Origin of the sequence: Metabacillus sp. KUDC1714 (assembly GCF_014217835.1) — a bacterium.
In the GTDB taxonomy this organism is placed as follows: domain Bacteria; phylum Bacillota; class Bacilli; order Bacillales; family Bacillaceae; genus Metabacillus; species Metabacillus rhizosphaerae.
This window is the reverse complement of sequence record NZ_CP055263.1, coordinates 5,077,172-5,091,952: the sequence shown is the minus strand read 5'-3', so window position 1 is coordinate 5,091,952 and position 14,781 is coordinate 5,077,172. Positions and strand designations below refer to the sequence as shown.

At 38.0% G+C, this 14,781-nt stretch carries 15 protein-coding genes; 13 read left to right on the top strand and 2 right to left on the bottom strand.

Going from position 1 to position 14,781, the window contains the following annotated elements; all coding sequences use genetic code 11:
• Positions 1 to 85: 85 nt before the first annotated feature.
• A complete protein-coding gene (locus HUW50_RS23465) occupies positions 86 to 1,207 on the bottom strand; it encodes a glycoside hydrolase family 88/105 protein (RefSeq protein ID WP_185653400.1) in 1,122 nt (373 codons plus the stop codon).
• Positions 1,208 to 1,430: 223 nt separating this feature from the next.
• Here HUW50_RS23465 and HUW50_RS23460 point away from each other — a divergent pair, with 223 nt between their 5' ends.
• The 12 genes from HUW50_RS23460 to HUW50_RS23405 all read left to right on the top strand — a co-directional run bounded on the left by HUW50_RS23460 (position 1,431) and on the right by HUW50_RS23405 (position 12,838).
• A complete protein-coding gene (locus HUW50_RS23460) occupies positions 1,431 to 2,195 on the top strand; it encodes an AraC family transcriptional regulator (RefSeq protein ID WP_232329085.1) in 765 nt (254 codons plus the stop codon).
• Positions 2,196 to 2,442: 247 nt separating this feature from the next.
• Positions 2,443 to 2,739: a hypothetical protein gene (locus HUW50_RS23455; RefSeq protein WP_066339068.1), complete on the top strand. Its 297-nt coding sequence runs from the start codon at positions 2,443 to 2,445 to the stop codon at positions 2,737 to 2,739.
• Between the two features lie 63 nt (positions 2,740 to 2,802).
• Positions 2,803 to 2,967 (top strand): hypothetical protein, encoded by a 165-nt coding sequence (locus HUW50_RS23450; protein ID WP_185653399.1) that lies wholly within the window; start codon positions 2,803 to 2,805, stop codon positions 2,965 to 2,967.
• 262 nt (positions 2,968 to 3,229) lie between these two features.
• Complete coding sequence (locus HUW50_RS23445; RefSeq protein ID WP_066339065.1) at positions 3,230 to 5,512, top strand: ATP-dependent DNA helicase; 2,283 nt, start codon at positions 3,230 to 3,232, stop codon at positions 5,510 to 5,512.
• Positions 5,513 to 5,708: 196 nt separating this feature from the next.
• Positions 5,709 to 5,906 carry a spore coat protein gene (locus tag HUW50_RS23440; RefSeq protein WP_066339062.1) on the top strand — a complete coding sequence of 66 codons (198 nt, stop codon included), beginning with the start codon at positions 5,709 to 5,711 and terminating at the stop codon, positions 5,904 to 5,906.
• Between the two features lie 13 nt (positions 5,907 to 5,919).
• On the top strand, positions 5,920 to 6,222 hold the full coding sequence (locus tag HUW50_RS23435; RefSeq protein ID WP_066339057.1) for a spore coat protein: 303 nt from the start codon (positions 5,920 to 5,922) through the stop codon (positions 6,220 to 6,222).
• A gap of 324 nt (positions 6,223 to 6,546) precedes the next feature.
• On the top strand, positions 6,547 to 7,011 hold the full coding sequence (locus tag HUW50_RS23430) for a DUF3291 domain-containing protein (RefSeq protein WP_066339048.1): 465 nt from the start codon (positions 6,547 to 6,549) through the stop codon (positions 7,009 to 7,011).
• A gap of 461 nt (positions 7,012 to 7,472) precedes the next feature.
• Complete coding sequence (locus HUW50_RS23425; protein WP_083964780.1) at positions 7,473 to 8,060, top strand: nucleotidyltransferase family protein; 588 nt, start codon at positions 7,473 to 7,475, stop codon at positions 8,058 to 8,060.
• Between the two features lie 474 nt (positions 8,061 to 8,534).
• A complete protein-coding gene (locus HUW50_RS23420) occupies positions 8,535 to 10,697 on the top strand; it encodes a xanthine dehydrogenase family protein molybdopterin-binding subunit (RefSeq protein WP_185653398.1) in 2,163 nt (720 codons plus the stop codon).
• Positions 10,690 to 11,166 (top strand): (2Fe-2S)-binding protein, encoded by a 477-nt coding sequence (locus HUW50_RS23415; protein WP_066339042.1) that lies wholly within the window; start codon positions 10,690 to 10,692, stop codon positions 11,164 to 11,166. The genes HUW50_RS23420 and HUW50_RS23415 overlap by 8 nt, the downstream gene beginning before the upstream one ends.
• Positions 11,151 to 12,020, top strand: a complete 870-nt coding sequence (locus HUW50_RS23410) for an FAD binding domain-containing protein (protein WP_066339039.1) — start codon at positions 11,151 to 11,153, stop codon at positions 12,018 to 12,020. Before HUW50_RS23415 ends, HUW50_RS23410 begins: the two co-directional genes overlap by 16 nt.
• Positions 12,021 to 12,043: 23 nt before the next feature.
• Positions 12,044 to 12,838, top strand: coding sequence for an XdhC family protein (locus tag HUW50_RS23405; RefSeq protein ID WP_066339037.1), 795 nt, complete (start codon positions 12,044 to 12,046; stop codon positions 12,836 to 12,838).
• A gap of 113 nt (positions 12,839 to 12,951) precedes the next feature.
• Here HUW50_RS23405 and HUW50_RS23400 read toward each other — a convergent pair whose 3' ends face one another.
• A complete protein-coding gene (locus HUW50_RS23400) occupies positions 12,952 to 13,356 on the bottom strand; it encodes a MerR family transcriptional regulator (RefSeq protein ID WP_066339035.1) in 405 nt (134 codons plus the stop codon).
• Between the two features lie 280 nt (positions 13,357 to 13,636).
• Between HUW50_RS23400 and HUW50_RS23395 the strand changes: the two genes are divergently transcribed.
• Positions 13,637 to 14,677, top strand: coding sequence for an NAD(P)-dependent alcohol dehydrogenase (locus tag HUW50_RS23395; protein WP_066339033.1), 1,041 nt, complete (start codon positions 13,637 to 13,639; stop codon positions 14,675 to 14,677).
• The last annotated feature ends 104 nt before the right edge of the window (positions 14,678 to 14,781 follow it).

The following is a 14,781-nucleotide window of genomic DNA, read 5'->3' as shown; positions in this document are numbered from 1 at the left end:
TTTTACTGTTGTGAAAGGGTACTGAAAATACCTATAAAAAACAGGGGCCTGAAAAAAGGCTCCTGTTTTGTTCTGAATTCACATCTTATTTTGCCGCTTGACTCATTTCAGCACACATGAGAATAAACGCTCCAGCTCCATGAAGATCATTCTCGCTGGTAGGGCGGGCAATATAGTGATTATAGTCGCCGATTCCTGTTCCGATACAAATATTGCCGATGAGTACGTTTCCATTTTCATCAAACTTCAACGTATCAATTACACCCTGATAGCCTTTCCAAGCATATTCCAGATACTTGTCGTCCAGGTAGCCTAATCGGACTGCTTTGGCAATGGCTTGAACAAATAGTGAAGAACAAGAGTTTTCCAACCAATTATCGGACAGATGTCCTTTGTCAACTACTTGAAACCATAAACCGGTGTCTGGATCTTGGTATTTCGTTAGGGGAATGAGAAGGTCCTGAAGGATAGTTGTCAACGTTTTCTTATCTTTATGATCCTCAGGAAGGTGATCGAACATTTCCAACAGTGCCACAGGGTACCAGCCGATTGCGCGTCCCCAGAACTCCGGAGCCAAGCCAGTAACAGGATCTGACCAATTGGTTGCTTTCGTTTCATCCCACCCATGATACAGCAAGCCTGTGTCTGGATCCTTTGTATGCTTCTCCATGAGGATGGCTTGATATGCCATCATGTCAAAATAATCGTATTCTCCAAAGGTCTTACCGAATTGAACTGCGATTGGTCCGGCCATATATAATCCGTCCAACCACATTTGATTCGGGTAATGCCCCTTGTGCCAGAACCCGCCCGATTGATTGGTTTCCCATGATTTTAACAGAGGAACAAGGTTATACAACGCTTTCTTATACCGTTCATCACCGGTTTGCTCATAAAGAGTAAAGAGAAGCACACCCGGCTGAATGTCATCAAGTTCATCTGTTTTACATTTTGGAACGCTGCCATCTACGAGAATATGGCTGTCCACCCAACGCTTGATATAGTCGAAATATTGTTCTTTTTGAGTCAGCCTCCAGACTTTCTCCATACCAGATAGAAAGACTCCCTGATGATAGTGAAATCGCTCTGGCGGAAGGAGTTCCGGTTCAAATTTTGCCATTAATGTTTCGCAAGCCTTCTCAGCCCATTGAATAGGGGTTAGTGCCTCTGTTGGTATCTTATTGGTACTAGATTCAGAAACATTCATAGTGAAAATCCCTCCTATATGTATTTAAGATTAGGTTAGCATAAAAATATGTACATTTTTTGCAGAATTAATTGAAAACCTCTTATATCTTGCAGAAAAGGAAACAGAGGCCTAAAATAAAAGAAAATCGAAATGTGAGGAGGCGAACAGTCTGAAAAGCATTTTATTTCAAAACGCTGATGAGACATTTACGGTGTCACACAGGAAAGCGCTAAGCCACCATATGCCAGCCAATCACTTTCACAGTACGTTTGAAATTTTTTATCTAATTTCAGGCAAACGGGAGTTTTTTTTAAAGGATCGGACATTAGTGATTAACGAAGGGGATATTGTTATTATTTCACCTAATATCCTGCATCGGACAACCAATACAGAAATACATAAGCATGAGCGGCTTATCGTAAATATTCATGAGATCTGCATGGCTGCAGGGAATCCTTCCTATAGGAATATTCTTCAGCCTTTGTTCGAACAGGAGTACATAATTGTTAGATGTCCTCTCCAAGAGCAGCTTTTAATTGAAACGCTTTCGCAATCGATTATTCAAGAGATTCAATTGAAAAAACCGGGCTTCGAGATGTATGCTCAAACATTGGTGTTGCAGCTGCTCATTATTTGCTGCCGGCATGTCCAACAAACTAGCATCGAGCAAATAGAATCTCCAAGCACTATGCATGAAAGAATCTCAGAGGTTGTACGCTATATCAACAACAATTATATGTACGAACTGTCGCTACAATCAGTGGCAGATAAATTCTACGTAAGCCCATACTATTTAAGTCGTTTTTTTAAAGAAGTGACAGGTTTTACATTTGTAGAGTACCTGAACAATGTTAGGATCAAGGAAGCGAAGAAGCTCTTGGAATCCTCATCCATTAAGGTCAACTTGATTTATAAGAAGGTCGGCTTCGGCAGTGTGACCCATTTTGGCAGGGTGTTTAAGGCGGTTACCGGCTATGCTCCATTACATTATAGAAAAAGAGAGTAAAGGGATTATTTATTGATAAGTTTATTTTTAGATGATAAGAACTGATTTTTAACGTTTGTTTATCAGCGCATCCTTATTTTCAGAGTATCTAAAAATGAACTCTTTTACTGCTTCTTTTCAGTTATAGAATACAGAATGCTTTTTAAAATTGAGTATTCATGTTCTGCATTGATTATTCTTACATGGTTTTTTACACTTTGGACATAATGAGATATGTATTTCATAAATAGTTTTTGGAGGTGCCTATATGACCAATCAAAATAATCTCAATCATTCCACAAATAATTCTATCCAAGAAAAAATGGAAGGAATATGGCGGTCAACCTGTGGAACTTGGGAGAACTGTAATGCATCGACAGTTCAGTCTTTTTTATCGGAGTGTGAGCAGAATAGCATTGATCCGCAATTTTGTATGAGCTGGATTCAAGAACATGCGAACATGATTCCAAACTGGTCAAATATTGCTGATATGACACGTGAATGGGTGGTTGAACACACATCTACTGGATCACCAATATCAGGTATAGGTAATGAGACATCCTAGGAAATAAGATAATTAGTCCATTTTCTTTCAAGAAGAATTCTAAAATGAAGAAGGAGTGTAATAATGGAAGAGAATCCAAGCGCAAGGCAGTTTCAGGATGATTTGGAACAATATAAAATGCCAGATTCGTTAAAACAATCGACACAACCAACTTACAAGGTTGGGTATGAAACTTCAACAGGAAACAGAACATCACCTGATCATGAAATTGGTAAAAAGGTCGAATAGAATCATTTAAATAATGTTATTAATGCCTTTTTTTATGACTTTAATTTTTTAACACCGTTTGCGAGGGAAACGGTGTTATTTTTAGTTTATTATGGATAAAGACTACGAAGGAGAGTGTTCTCATATTTCCGTATCTTTTAATTTTTGATAATCTATAAAACTTTGCCCCCTTTTTTATTTCATAACTAGCCAACTTAATCTTTGTGAATTTCTGTTATACCTTGTACTATATAACTAATCGAATTTAAATATAGGTGATCACATGCTACCCGAAATAAAGCTCTCTGTACGAACATTAGTTGAATATGTGTTTCGTAGTGGAAGTATTGATAATAGTTTTAGAACTGCTACAACCCTTACAGAAGGGACAAAAACCCATAAGGCCATACAAAGTACGTATCAAGAAACAGATCAAAAGGAAGTTTTTCTTAAAACGGAAATTGAATATGAAAAGATGCTGTTCATGATTGAAGGTCGATGTGATGGGTTGCTTTTTCGTGATGATGAAATCCTTATCGATGAAATTAAGTCAACCTCAAAAGACTTGAGTGGAATAGAAGAGGAAACATACCCTGTACACTGGGCACAGGCGAAAGTGTATGCCTATATATATGCAAAAGATCATGAACAGCAAGAAATGATTGTTCAATTAACATACATACATGCTTTTACAGAAGAGCAAAAGAAATTTCAAAGCCATTTTACTTTTGAGGACCTCGAAGAGTTTGTAAATGAACTAGTGAAGGAGTATTTTCCCTATGCATCTCTCATGCAAGAGCATCAAATAAGAAGAGATCAAAGCATTAAAAAGTTACCTTTTCCGTTTGCAACATATCGAGAGGGTCAACGTAAGTTCGCAGGGGCCATTTATAAAACCATAGCAGAGGAAAGTAATATTTTTGCAAATGCACCTACTGGTATTGGAAAAACCATTTCTACAATTTTTCCAACAGTGAAAGCGATTGGCGAAGGTAAGCTTGAGCGAATGTTTTATTTAACCGCAAAAACAATCACAAGACAAACTGCCGAAGAGGCTTTTTCACATATGAAAAATAAAGGTTTGTGTATGAGCGCTGTGACAATTACTGCAAAGGATAAAGTATGTTTTAAAGAAGAAACCCTTTGTCAAAAGGAGTATTGCGAGTTTGCCAATGGATATTACGATCGAATAAATGGAGCTGTTTTAGATATTTTTTCTCATGAAACCTTTATTAATCGATCGACAATTGAGGAATATGCGAGAAAGCATACGCTTTGTCCATTTGAATTTTCCTTAGACTTAGCATTTGTGGCAGATGCCATTATTTGTGATTACAACTATATTTTTGACCCGAAAGTGTCACTGAAACGATTTTTTGATGAACATAAAAGACAGTCTGCCTTATTAATCGATGAAGCTCATAATCTAGTCGATCGAGCTCGAGAGATGTTTTCAGCTGATTTACAAAAGTCAGATTTTCTTACATTAAAACGTGAATATAAAGGGTCGAATTTGCATGATTCTGTTCATAAACTAAATAAATATTTTATTGAAATGAAGAAAAAGTGTTCCGAGAAAGGGCATCTTGTGTTGAAGGAAATAGATACGGACCTCATCAACATGCTTGAAGAATTTGTTCATAACGCTGAGATCGAATTATTACAACCAACAAAATCAGTAGACCAAACATTGCTGTTGGATACCTATTTTGCCGCAACTGGATTTGTTAAAATCTCAAAGCTCTATGATGAACGGTATGTAACATATGTGGAAACGGAGAAAAATGAGGTTCATATTAAAATGTTTTGTTTGGATCCTTCTTATAACTTGCAACAGATTAGTAAAAAGTTCCGAACTACTGTCTATTTTTCTGCCACACTATTACCACTTCAGTATTTTTTGGATATGCTAGGGGGTACGTCAGAGGATTATACCATATCGATTCCTTCACCATTTGCAAAAGAACAAACAGAGGTCTTTCTGCAACCTTTATCGACCAGGTACCATGACAGAGACCATACAAAAAAACAGATCATTGACATGCTCGCAACGCTTTTGAGAGAACGAAGTGGAAACTATCTGATTTTCTTTCCTTCCTATCAGTATATGAAAAGTGTTTATGAAGACTTTACCGCTAGCGAACCTGAAATCCGCACGATCCTTCAAAATAACAGGCTAACTGAGGATGAACGGGAACAATTTTTACAAGAGTTTAAAGAAGATAGTATGGAACCACTGATTGCCTTTGCAGTATTAGGTGGTATTTTCTCTGAAGGAATTGACTTAAAAGGGAATAGATTGAAAGGTGTCGTAGTTGTTGGAGTAGGCTTACCACAGCTTTGTCTAGAACGAAATATTATGAAAGATTATTTTCAAACTACGGGAAAAAATGGATATGATTACGCATATACCTTCCCTGGAATGAATAAAGTGCTACAGGCAGGCGGCCGATTAATCAGGTCTGAGACAGATACAGGAGTGATTGTACTCGTAGACGATCGTTTTCTTACTCAGAAGTATCAAGGACTTTTACCAGGAGAATGGAGGGACTTTACTAGGATCTAAAGAGCCTTTTTACTAAATTTTAAAGTTGTCTTTTATCCCCAACAACTCGTGTCTGATTAAGATTTAAAAGCGTAAATAATCCCGTTTCTTACACATTGTAGGGAACGTTTTTCATTTTTTCAATATATGTTTACTTATAAGGGAATCGGGTACTTATCCAAACAGAAGGATTAATAAAAATTGGAGGGATTTATCTATGGCTACAAAGGACATTGCTATGCATGAAAAATTAGAAGTACATGAAGTATTGTTATTTAAAACGTCCTGTGTAAAGAAAGGCACAGCTATGTTAGAGCTTGTAGAAGATAAAGATTTAAAGAAGATATTAGAAGAAGATGTCGAAGCTTCCACTAATGCGGTCAAAAAACTATCAAAAATTTTAGAAAAAGCATAAAGGGAGGATATATATGACTACTAAAACAGAAAAATTAAATACTCTTAAAGATATTATTGATGATCAGACAATTGCAACCGACCTGCTGCTGTCTGCCAAATCCGGTGTAAGATCATTGGCGGTGGCTATTACAGAGACAGCAACACCAGAAATTAAAAAAGTATTAAAAAGTGAACTCGAAACTGCGATAGACCTGCATGATAAAATTGCCCAATACATGATAGAAAAAGAGATGTACCATGCATACGATATCAAAGAACAAGTTTCTCAAGACCTCAAAAATGCGGAAGAAGCATTGAAAATAGGACAAGATTAAATAAAATAGAGCCGAGTGGTCTTTCATTCGGCTCTATTTTATTTTTTGGGGGAAAATCAACATCCCATATTTTTATCATTCGACTTACCCTCAACTTGACGCGATCTTGTATTTAGCGCCAGATCGAATTTGTATACAGTCTGTACAGTTTCTAACACATTGTAAGGAAGGTCTGAGACAGATACAGGAGTGATTGTACTTGTTGACGATCGTTTTTTTCTTACTCTTAAGGCTGATTACGCTTTTGTACTTGATAAATAGAAGTTATAAGATCCCATCTAATTTGAATATACCTAGGTATATACTGTAAATGGAGGGCTGTTTATGGCTTTAGTTTCAATTTATACTGTTGGTAAGCTAAATCACCCCTATGACCACCCTAAATCTCGTGAGTTTTATGAAATGGGATATAAAGTAATGCGTCAGGCATATGTATCAGGACATCTTGTAGAGGAGTTTTCATCAGATGGAGTGTCTTTCCCTGAAGAAGCTAAAGGGAAAGGTTACCCTGTTCAGACATTAACGATATGGAAAAGCCTACAATCGTTATATCGTTTTACCTATTCAGGTAAGCATAGCCAAGCATTGCGAAATAGGAACAGATGGATGGAGCCAGATCAAGAGAAACATCTTTCATATGTAGTGTGGTGGACAGAGAATGTGGAGGATGTTTCATGGGAGGAGGCTTTCAAGAGATACAACTATTATATTCAAAATGGCCCCACTCTTTTTGCGTTTGACTTAAAGCTCGCTTTTGATGAAAAAGGGGAGATGTGTATGATTAAGTAGCAGGATGATTTCTTGTTAACGTTTATGATGCTAAAAAACTCACTTTTCTTCTTTCTTGACCTATTTGTTGAATCAAATAGGTGAGTATATAAGAATAGATACTCTTGCTATAGTTAATAGGTATGGAGACGACAAGTACCCTCTTATTATCTAGTTATGTGACTTCTACAATTGGTGTTGGCCACTAGAAACTTTCTAGTGGCTATTTTTGTGATACCTTCGAAATGTTAAAAAGCAAGTGAGGCGTAAAGGTCTATTAATGAATGATAGATCATAAAGATTATCAAATAAGATAAGAAATGTCTGGTGTGGACATTGTTATAATGTCGTTCAAAATGAACATATCACCATTAGTGAAACAAAGTTTGAGATTTCTCTGTATGGGAATGTAAACGATTTGGGTATAAAAGTGACAAGACGAATAGATGATTAAGATTATACGATAGATTAGGGTGATAAAAATGGAAGCCATCGTCTTAGCTGCTGGATATTCAAGCCGAGCGAATGCATTTAAAATGACTTTGCAACTGGGGCAAATGACCGTGTTGGAGCAAACGATTTCTAAATTTGAAGGATTATGCAGCAGAGTAATCGTTGTAGCTGGCTTTAAAATGGAACTCATTCAAGAGGAAATGGCAAAAGTATGCAATAAAAATGCCTACTCATTTCAGGTAAAGGTTGTTTATAATGAAAACTTTAACCAGGGGATGTTTACTTCCATTCAAAGAGGCTGTAAAGAAATAAATGCCCCAGCCTTCTTTATAACACCAGGAGATTGTCCACTTGTTAAAAAAGAGACCGTTCAGCTAATTTCAAAATACAAAGGGAATGTAGTTATTCCCAGCTTTAATTATAAAGGTGGTCATCCCATCAAATTATCAAGCGAAGTGAAACAGAAAATTCTCGATACCAACCCAGAAAGTAGTTTGCGTGAGGTCCTGGGAGGTTTCGAAAAGGAATACGTAAATGTAGATGACCCAGGAGTAATTATGGATGTTGATACGCTGGATGATTACCAAAAAGCCATTGATTATTATCATTTTCGCTAGGTGAATTTAATTGATGAAGACGGTAATGTATGACACATAATTATATATTTTTGCTTTGCGAAGGAACACTAAACATACGGTTACTTAGAAACAATCAAAAAGCTCCAAGCAGCTAATCTCCTTTACATCAAATTAGGTTTCCATCAACTTGAAAGAGCACTAGATGGTTCAGAGCATAATACAATGGACGCTTGGTAAATAAAAGAATTATCGTAAATAAGTAATATTGAACAAAGATTCTTATTCTACAAAGGGTACGATAGTCAAATATTGATTACAGGCATTCCTTCTGGATATGGCTGTTTTTTTATACCTTTCGCATATTTTTCACTGTAATTAAATTTGAAATAAATAAAAAAACGATATTGTTGAATGAAATTAATCATAAAATATCATTCTTATATATAAAATCGTAGGAAGAGGTTTCTATTAATCATATGTCTATTAAAAAATGAGTCGAAGGGTGTTGTTGCAATGAATCTAAAAGACATAAGCACCTCTGTGCCCAAAAAGGACCATAAAGGTAAAGTATCTGGCCAGTTGCCCTATATTAGTGACGTGAAAGTAGAGAAGATGGTTTATGGTGTTTTATATCGGTCGCCAATTGCTTATGGGAAAATCATATCTATTCAATTACCAATTCTTCCGGATAATTATGAAGCTGTTGGTGCAGAGCATATCACCGGACCGAATTATGTCAAAATTATCAAAGAAGATCAGCCCATTTTTGCCAATGAGTGGGTCAATTATATTGGTGAGCCGATTCTCATGCTCGTTGGAAAAGATCTGAATATCTTGTACAGTTTGTTAGATGAAGTGAAGATTGAATTTGAAGAACATCAGGCTATTTATACATTGGAAGAAGCAATCAAACAAAAATCAACATCCACGTGTATGGCAAGTTATGAATTTGGAGAGAGCTTAGCGAATATTTCAGCAATTGAGCAGGGAGCTCATCAAATCATCGAAGAAGAATATGATACGGGCTATCAGGAGCATGTGTACCTTGAGCCACAAGGAATGCTCGCCATTTATAAGGATGATGAAATTATTGTCCAGGGATCGATGCAATGTCTTTATTATATAAAAAATGCATTGCTAAGCGCTTTAGCATGTGGTGATGATGAAGTCAGAGTTGTTCAAAGTCCTACCGGCGGAGGTTTTGGCGGCAAAGAAGATTATCCTTCAATGATGGCGTGTCACGTAGCCGTTGCTGCTAAAGCAGTCAAAAAATCGGTGATGCTCGTGTTCGATCGATCTGAGGATATGGTGGTTACGACGAAAAGGCATCCTGCCAAACTAAAATATCGAACAGCCATTGATAAGGAAGGAAATATTTTGAGCATGTGTGTTGACATTTTTCTTGATGGAGGAGCGAATGTTGGATTGAGCTCTGTCGTGCTGCAACGTGCATTAATAAACAGTGCGGGTGTTTATAAAATTCCGCATTTTCATGCAAAAGGTTATGTTTTAAAAACCAATACAGTACCGAACGGTGCCTTTAGAGGCTTTGGTGCTCCACAAAGCTTTGCCGGAATCGAAAGTCATATTGGACATCTTAGTAAACTGGCAAACATCGAATCACTTGAATATAAACTTAAATTTCTCGTTAAACAAGGAGACCCCACTATTACAAAAGGAAAATTCCGAGACCCAATATTAATGGAAGAAATGGTTGAGGACCTACTCAACGTGTCAGATTACAAGAAGAAAAAAGAGCAGTTTCAGCGTTTCAATCAGCAAAATCAGCGCTATAAAAAAGGCATAGGAACTTCGCTTTTCCTCCACGGATGTGGATTTACAGGGAGTGGTGAAAGAGATCATATTAAAGCAACGGTGAAGCTGATTAAATCAAAGGACGATAAGGTATCGCTAAAAATTTCAAATTCAGATATAGGACAAGGCATTTTGACGACGCTTTGTAAAATTGTCGCCAAAGAACTAGACCTCCCGTACGAAGAAATTTTGTATCCTTATCCCGATACAAAAGAGGTTCCCGACTCCGGTCCGACAGTAGCCTCCAGGACGACAATGATCGTGGGAAAATTGCTTGAACGTGCCGCAAAAAAACTTAAAAATCAGTGGCAAATAGGAGTGGAACAAGAAATAGTTGAGAACTATGTTCACCGTGAAATGATTCCTTGGGACGAAACGACATTCACGGGTGATGCCTACCCGGCTTATTCATGGGGCGTTAATTTCGTTGAAGTAGAAGTTGATCGATTAACAGGAAATGTAAAGTTGGAAAAAGTATACGGCAATTATGAAGTTGGAAAGGTCATCGATGAACGGATTATGAAAGGCCAGATTGACGGGGGTTTAGCTCAAGGATTAGCGTACGGTTATCTAGAAAAGATGACGTCAAAGCAAGGGAAAATCCAACAAAAAAGCATATCAGATTATGGGCCCCCGACTTCATTGGACGTTGTTTCAATCGGCAGTAAGGTATTTGATAATCCCTATGCTGATGGTCCATACGGGGCAAAAGGGGCAGGAGAATTGACTTTGATCGGCGGCGCTCCAGCAGTCCAAGCTGCGATTGAGGATGCACTGCAAACTTCTTTTCAGCAAATCCCAATTACACCAGAAGTCATTATTGAAAGTCTTTGGATGAGAGAAGGTGAAGAGGTTGATTAAATTTACGCTTAATGGAAGAACCGTTGAAACTGACGCCCCTGCCACAGAAAGATTACTAGATTTAGTAAGAGATGAGTTTGAGTTAATCGGAACAAAGGAAGGCTGCGGTGAAGGAGAATGTGGAGCCTGCAGTGTTTTTGTGAATAACCTCCTGCAAAACAGCTGCCTTATTCCAATTGGCTCGATTGATGGAGCTGATATTCAAACGATTGAAGGGATCATGGAAACGGAAAAATTTAAGATTTTAGATGAGAGCTATTCCACTGCCGGAGGAGTACAATGCGGTTTTTGCATTCCTGGAATGGTCATGGCAAGTGCAGATTTATTATCCAAAAATCCTCATCCTTCAGAGGTTGAGATTCGTGAAGGTATTTCCGGAAATCTGTGCCGATGTACGGGCTACAATATGATTGTTGATGCAATTAACCTGGCAGCTAAAAAAGGGGACGGCATATGGCAGAGAAAATAACTACGTATCGCTTCGATTGTTTAGACCAAACTTTGAGCCAATTGAATCAAGAAGACTGTACGATCATTGCCGGTGGCACCGATGTCATGGTCCTTCACAAAAGTCGAAGGGGAGTCCCACCAAAAATTCCTAAGCCGGTTGTTTTTATTGATCACTTTTCTGAGCTAAAGCGGGTGTATCAAAATCATAAGGATCTCCACATCGGTACCTGCTGTACCTATAGCGAGTTACTTGAAGACCCGCTTATTCCAATCCCATTAAAGAACGCAATTAAAACGATTGCGGCACCGGCCATTAGAAACAGAGGGACATTGGGCGGAAATATTTGCAACGCTTCTCCAGCTGGGGACACACTGCCATTATTATATGTATACAACACAAAACTTTTGCTGCGCTCCGTTAATGGTGATCGTGTAGTAGCTATTAGTGATTTTATTCAAGGTCCACGAAGGGTTCAACGTCATCACAATGAAATGTTGATTGAAATTATATTGCCATCCGTATTAGAAGAAGGTTCTCATGTCGTTTTTGAGAAAGTCGGCAACCGCAACGCAGATGCAATTGCCAAAGTATCGTTTGCAGGATATATCCGGTTAAATGGTTTTCGAATAAAAGATGTTCGCTTTGCATTCGGGGCTGTCGGGCCTACTATGGTTCGTTCCATTGATATTGAAAAGAAGTTGCTTGGATTGACCATACCATTAGCAGATGCAGACATCGCTCAGATTGTGGCAGCTTTCGATAAGATCATAAAACCAATCGACGATCAGCGCTCTACCGCTTTATACAGAAAAACAGTCGCCTTAAATCTTTTACGTTATTTTCTTTGCATGAAGCAATATCAATCGAATTAATTTTAAAAAAAGGGGAGCTATTCATGCTGTTGATGGAAAAAGTGGCCAAGCTGACACGTCAAAACGACACCTTTGCTTTAGCCATGATTATTGAATCGAAAGGCTCGACTCCCAGCCATGTTGGAAAAATGATTGTATACCGTGATGGTACGATTGAAGGAACTGTCGGAGGGGGCTTGGCTGAACACTATATTATCGAAGAGAGTGTAAAGGCGCTCGAAAAGGGTCAATCAAAAATCGTTGAATACAAACTGAATAAACATGCAAAAGACGGGATTCAAATGAATTGTGGCGGAACGTTGCGGGTGTTTATTGAAGTCTATACAAGCAGGCCTGAACTCGTTCTGGCTGGTGCCGGTCATTTAGGCTATGCGTTAGCAAAGCTTGCTGATTTTCTTGAATATCCTTATTGTATTGTCGATGATCGGATTGGTTACTGTACGAAGGAACGTTTTCCTAATGCGTCCAACCTTTTTGTGAATGAGGATATTGGAGAGGCAATGCTTGCAGCCAACCTCAATGAAAAGTCTTACGTGGTAATTGTTACAAAAGATCGTGATGATATCGCATTAAAAATGGCACTACAATTTCCGATTGCATATATTGGGATGGTCGCCAGCAAGCGAAAGGTCATAAACATATTTGAAAAATTAAAAAGTGAAGGAGTCACACAAGAACAGTTGGAGCAGATCCATTCTCCAATCGGATTGGAAATTGGCTCGGAAACAACAGAAGAAATTGCAATCAGTATTATCGGGGAAATCATCAAACTTAGCAGGGAAAATAAGCCTATAAAAGTGAAACAATTAAACAGATAAGACTCAATGACAGCGACCTTAAATGGCTTTCCTTCTTCAGGGATTCTTATCATAAAACAAACCACCTGTCCTTCAGATCAACAATTATGAAGGGCAGGTGGTTTTTCAGTTAGTTAAAAATTCCCTATTTTGTTATTCTTATGAATATCTTCCGTTCCTGCGTCCAAGGCGGTCATGTAATAGTTGCATTTATGATTTATGAGTTCCATTGTTTTATTCAGTTCTTCTAACTGTGCTTCTACTGTAGCTTTTCGCTCCAAAAACAAGTCATATCTTTGCTGCAAAGTGGAATCGCCCTCAGAACACCATTCAATGAAACCTTTAATTTCCTTAATAGGCATCCCGGTAGATTTTAGACATTGAATAATTTTTAATGCTTCAATATCGGATTCTTTAAATAATCTGGTTCCACTAGGGCTACGCTCTACAAAAGGCATTAGGCCCTCCTTATCGTAGTAACGTAAGGCATACACTGTGAGATTTAATTCTTTTGCAACTTCGCTTATAGAATATGTCATATTAATTTACCTCCTTTTTCTCGATATAGACTTCGAGTTAACTCTATGTTTTGATAAAATTTTATCATTTTGTTTGCTTAATGTAAAAGTCTAAAGAATTCATTTTTTTGGTTTGTGTCGTATCCTGTACAAACTTAATGCTTGACCTAGAGTTAACTATAGGGATTATTCTAGTTTTGCAAGAGAAAATGAAAGAAAAGAATCAAAGGGAAGTTAAGTATTTATACCTGATCCCGACTCAATTCTCTTGAAAGAACGAATTATATTGGAGGTTAAACAAATGACAACAGCTAAAGCGCGAGCAGTCGACGGTCCAGACAAGCCGTTCCGAGTTGCTGAAATTAAAAGACGTGATCTTGATTTACATGATGTTCTAATTGAAATTAAATATGCAGGCATATGTCACTCTGACATCCATACTGCTCACGGTGAATGGGGTCCCGTGAATTATCCTCTTGTACCTGGACACGAGATCGCTGGAGTTGTCACAGATGTTGGAGCTGAGGTGACAAAGTATAAAGTCGGTGACCGAGTAGGGGTCGGATGTATGGTTGACTCATGTGGAAAATGTGACAACTGCATTAAAGGGGAAGAACAATACTGTCTCAAAGGAAATGTTCCTACATATGCTGGTGTTGACAAATATGGTGAGCCTACACAAGGTGGCTATTCTACCCATATTGTCGTAACTGAGGATTTTGTTGTCAGAATTCCTGACAATATTGAACTTGACGTCGCAGCACCATTACTTTGCGCAGGTATTACGACATATTCACCATTAAACCATTGGGGAGCTGGTCCAGGTAAGAAAGTTGCGGTTGTTGGTTTGGGAGGTCTTGGTCATATGGCTGTCAAGATTGCACACGCCATGGGAGCAGAAGTTACCGTCCTGTCACAAACATTGAATAAAAAGGAAGATGGTTTGCAATTCGGCGCAGACAACTACTATGCTACAAGTGATTCTGAGACATTTAATAAACTTGCTGGTACTTTTGACCTGATCATAAACACGGTAAGTGCAAAAATCGATATTAGTGCATATCTCTCACTGTTAACGCTAGATGGTACTCTAGTAAATGTTGGTGCCCCTGCAGAGCCATTGGCAGTAAATGTGTTCTCTCTCATCGGTCATCGTCGTTCATTTGCAGGTTCAATGATTGGAGGCATTCGTGAGACTCAAGAGATGTTGGAGTTCTGTGCAAAACATAATATTGCTCCTAATATTGAAATAATTTCAGCTGATCAAATTGACGAAGCCTATGAACGTGTCTTAGCTTCAGATGTAAAGTATCGATTCGTGATTGATATCAGTACAATGTAAGTTGTGACAGCGATAAATTGAAGATACTATCAAGGATGTCCTAAAAGAGCCAGCTTTTGGGACATCTTTTTTTCTCTATTTATAATGCTTTCCCTAATTGTAAT

Bases quoted from the DNA above. Each gene is read 5' to 3' on its own strand.
- HUW50_RS23445 (WP_066339065.1), top strand. From the start codon at position 3,230: ATGCTACCCGAAATAAAGCTCTCTGTACGAACATTAGTTGAATATGTG.
- HUW50_RS23420 (WP_185653398.1), top strand. From the start codon at position 8,535: ATGAATCTAAAAGACATAAGCACCTCTGTGCCCAAAAAGGACCATAAA.
- HUW50_RS23400 (WP_066339035.1), bottom strand. From the start codon at position 13,356: ATGACATATTCTATAAGCGAAGTTGCAAAAGAATTAAATCTCACAGTG.
- HUW50_RS23450 (WP_185653399.1), top strand. From the start codon at position 2,803: ATGGAAGAGAATCCAAGCGCAAGGCAGTTTCAGGATGATTTGGAACAA.
- HUW50_RS23395 (WP_066339033.1), top strand. From the start codon at position 13,637: ATGACAACAGCTAAAGCGCGAGCAGTCGACGGTCCAGACAAGCCGTTC.
- HUW50_RS23455 (WP_066339068.1), top strand. From the start codon at position 2,443: ATGACCAATCAAAATAATCTCAATCATTCCACAAATAATTCTATCCAA.
- HUW50_RS23410 (WP_066339039.1), top strand. From the start codon at position 11,151: ATGGCAGAGAAAATAACTACGTATCGCTTCGATTGTTTAGACCAAACT.
- HUW50_RS23425 (WP_083964780.1), top strand. From the start codon at position 7,473: ATGGAAGCCATCGTCTTAGCTGCTGGATATTCAAGCCGAGCGAATGCA.
- HUW50_RS23460 (WP_232329085.1), top strand. From the start codon at position 1,431: ATGCCAGCCAATCACTTTCACAGTACGTTTGAAATTTTTTATCTAATT.
- HUW50_RS23430 (WP_066339048.1), top strand. From the start codon at position 6,547: ATGGCTTTAGTTTCAATTTATACTGTTGGTAAGCTAAATCACCCCTAT.
- HUW50_RS23440 (WP_066339062.1), top strand. From the start codon at position 5,709: ATGGCTACAAAGGACATTGCTATGCATGAAAAATTAGAAGTACATGAA.
- HUW50_RS23435 (WP_066339057.1), top strand. From the start codon at position 5,920: ATGACTACTAAAACAGAAAAATTAAATACTCTTAAAGATATTATTGAT.
- HUW50_RS23465 (WP_185653400.1), bottom strand. From the start codon at position 1,207: ATGAATGTTTCTGAATCTAGTACCAATAAGATACCAACAGAGGCACTA.
- HUW50_RS23405 (WP_066339037.1), top strand. From the start codon at position 12,044: ATGCTGTTGATGGAAAAAGTGGCCAAGCTGACACGTCAAAACGACACC.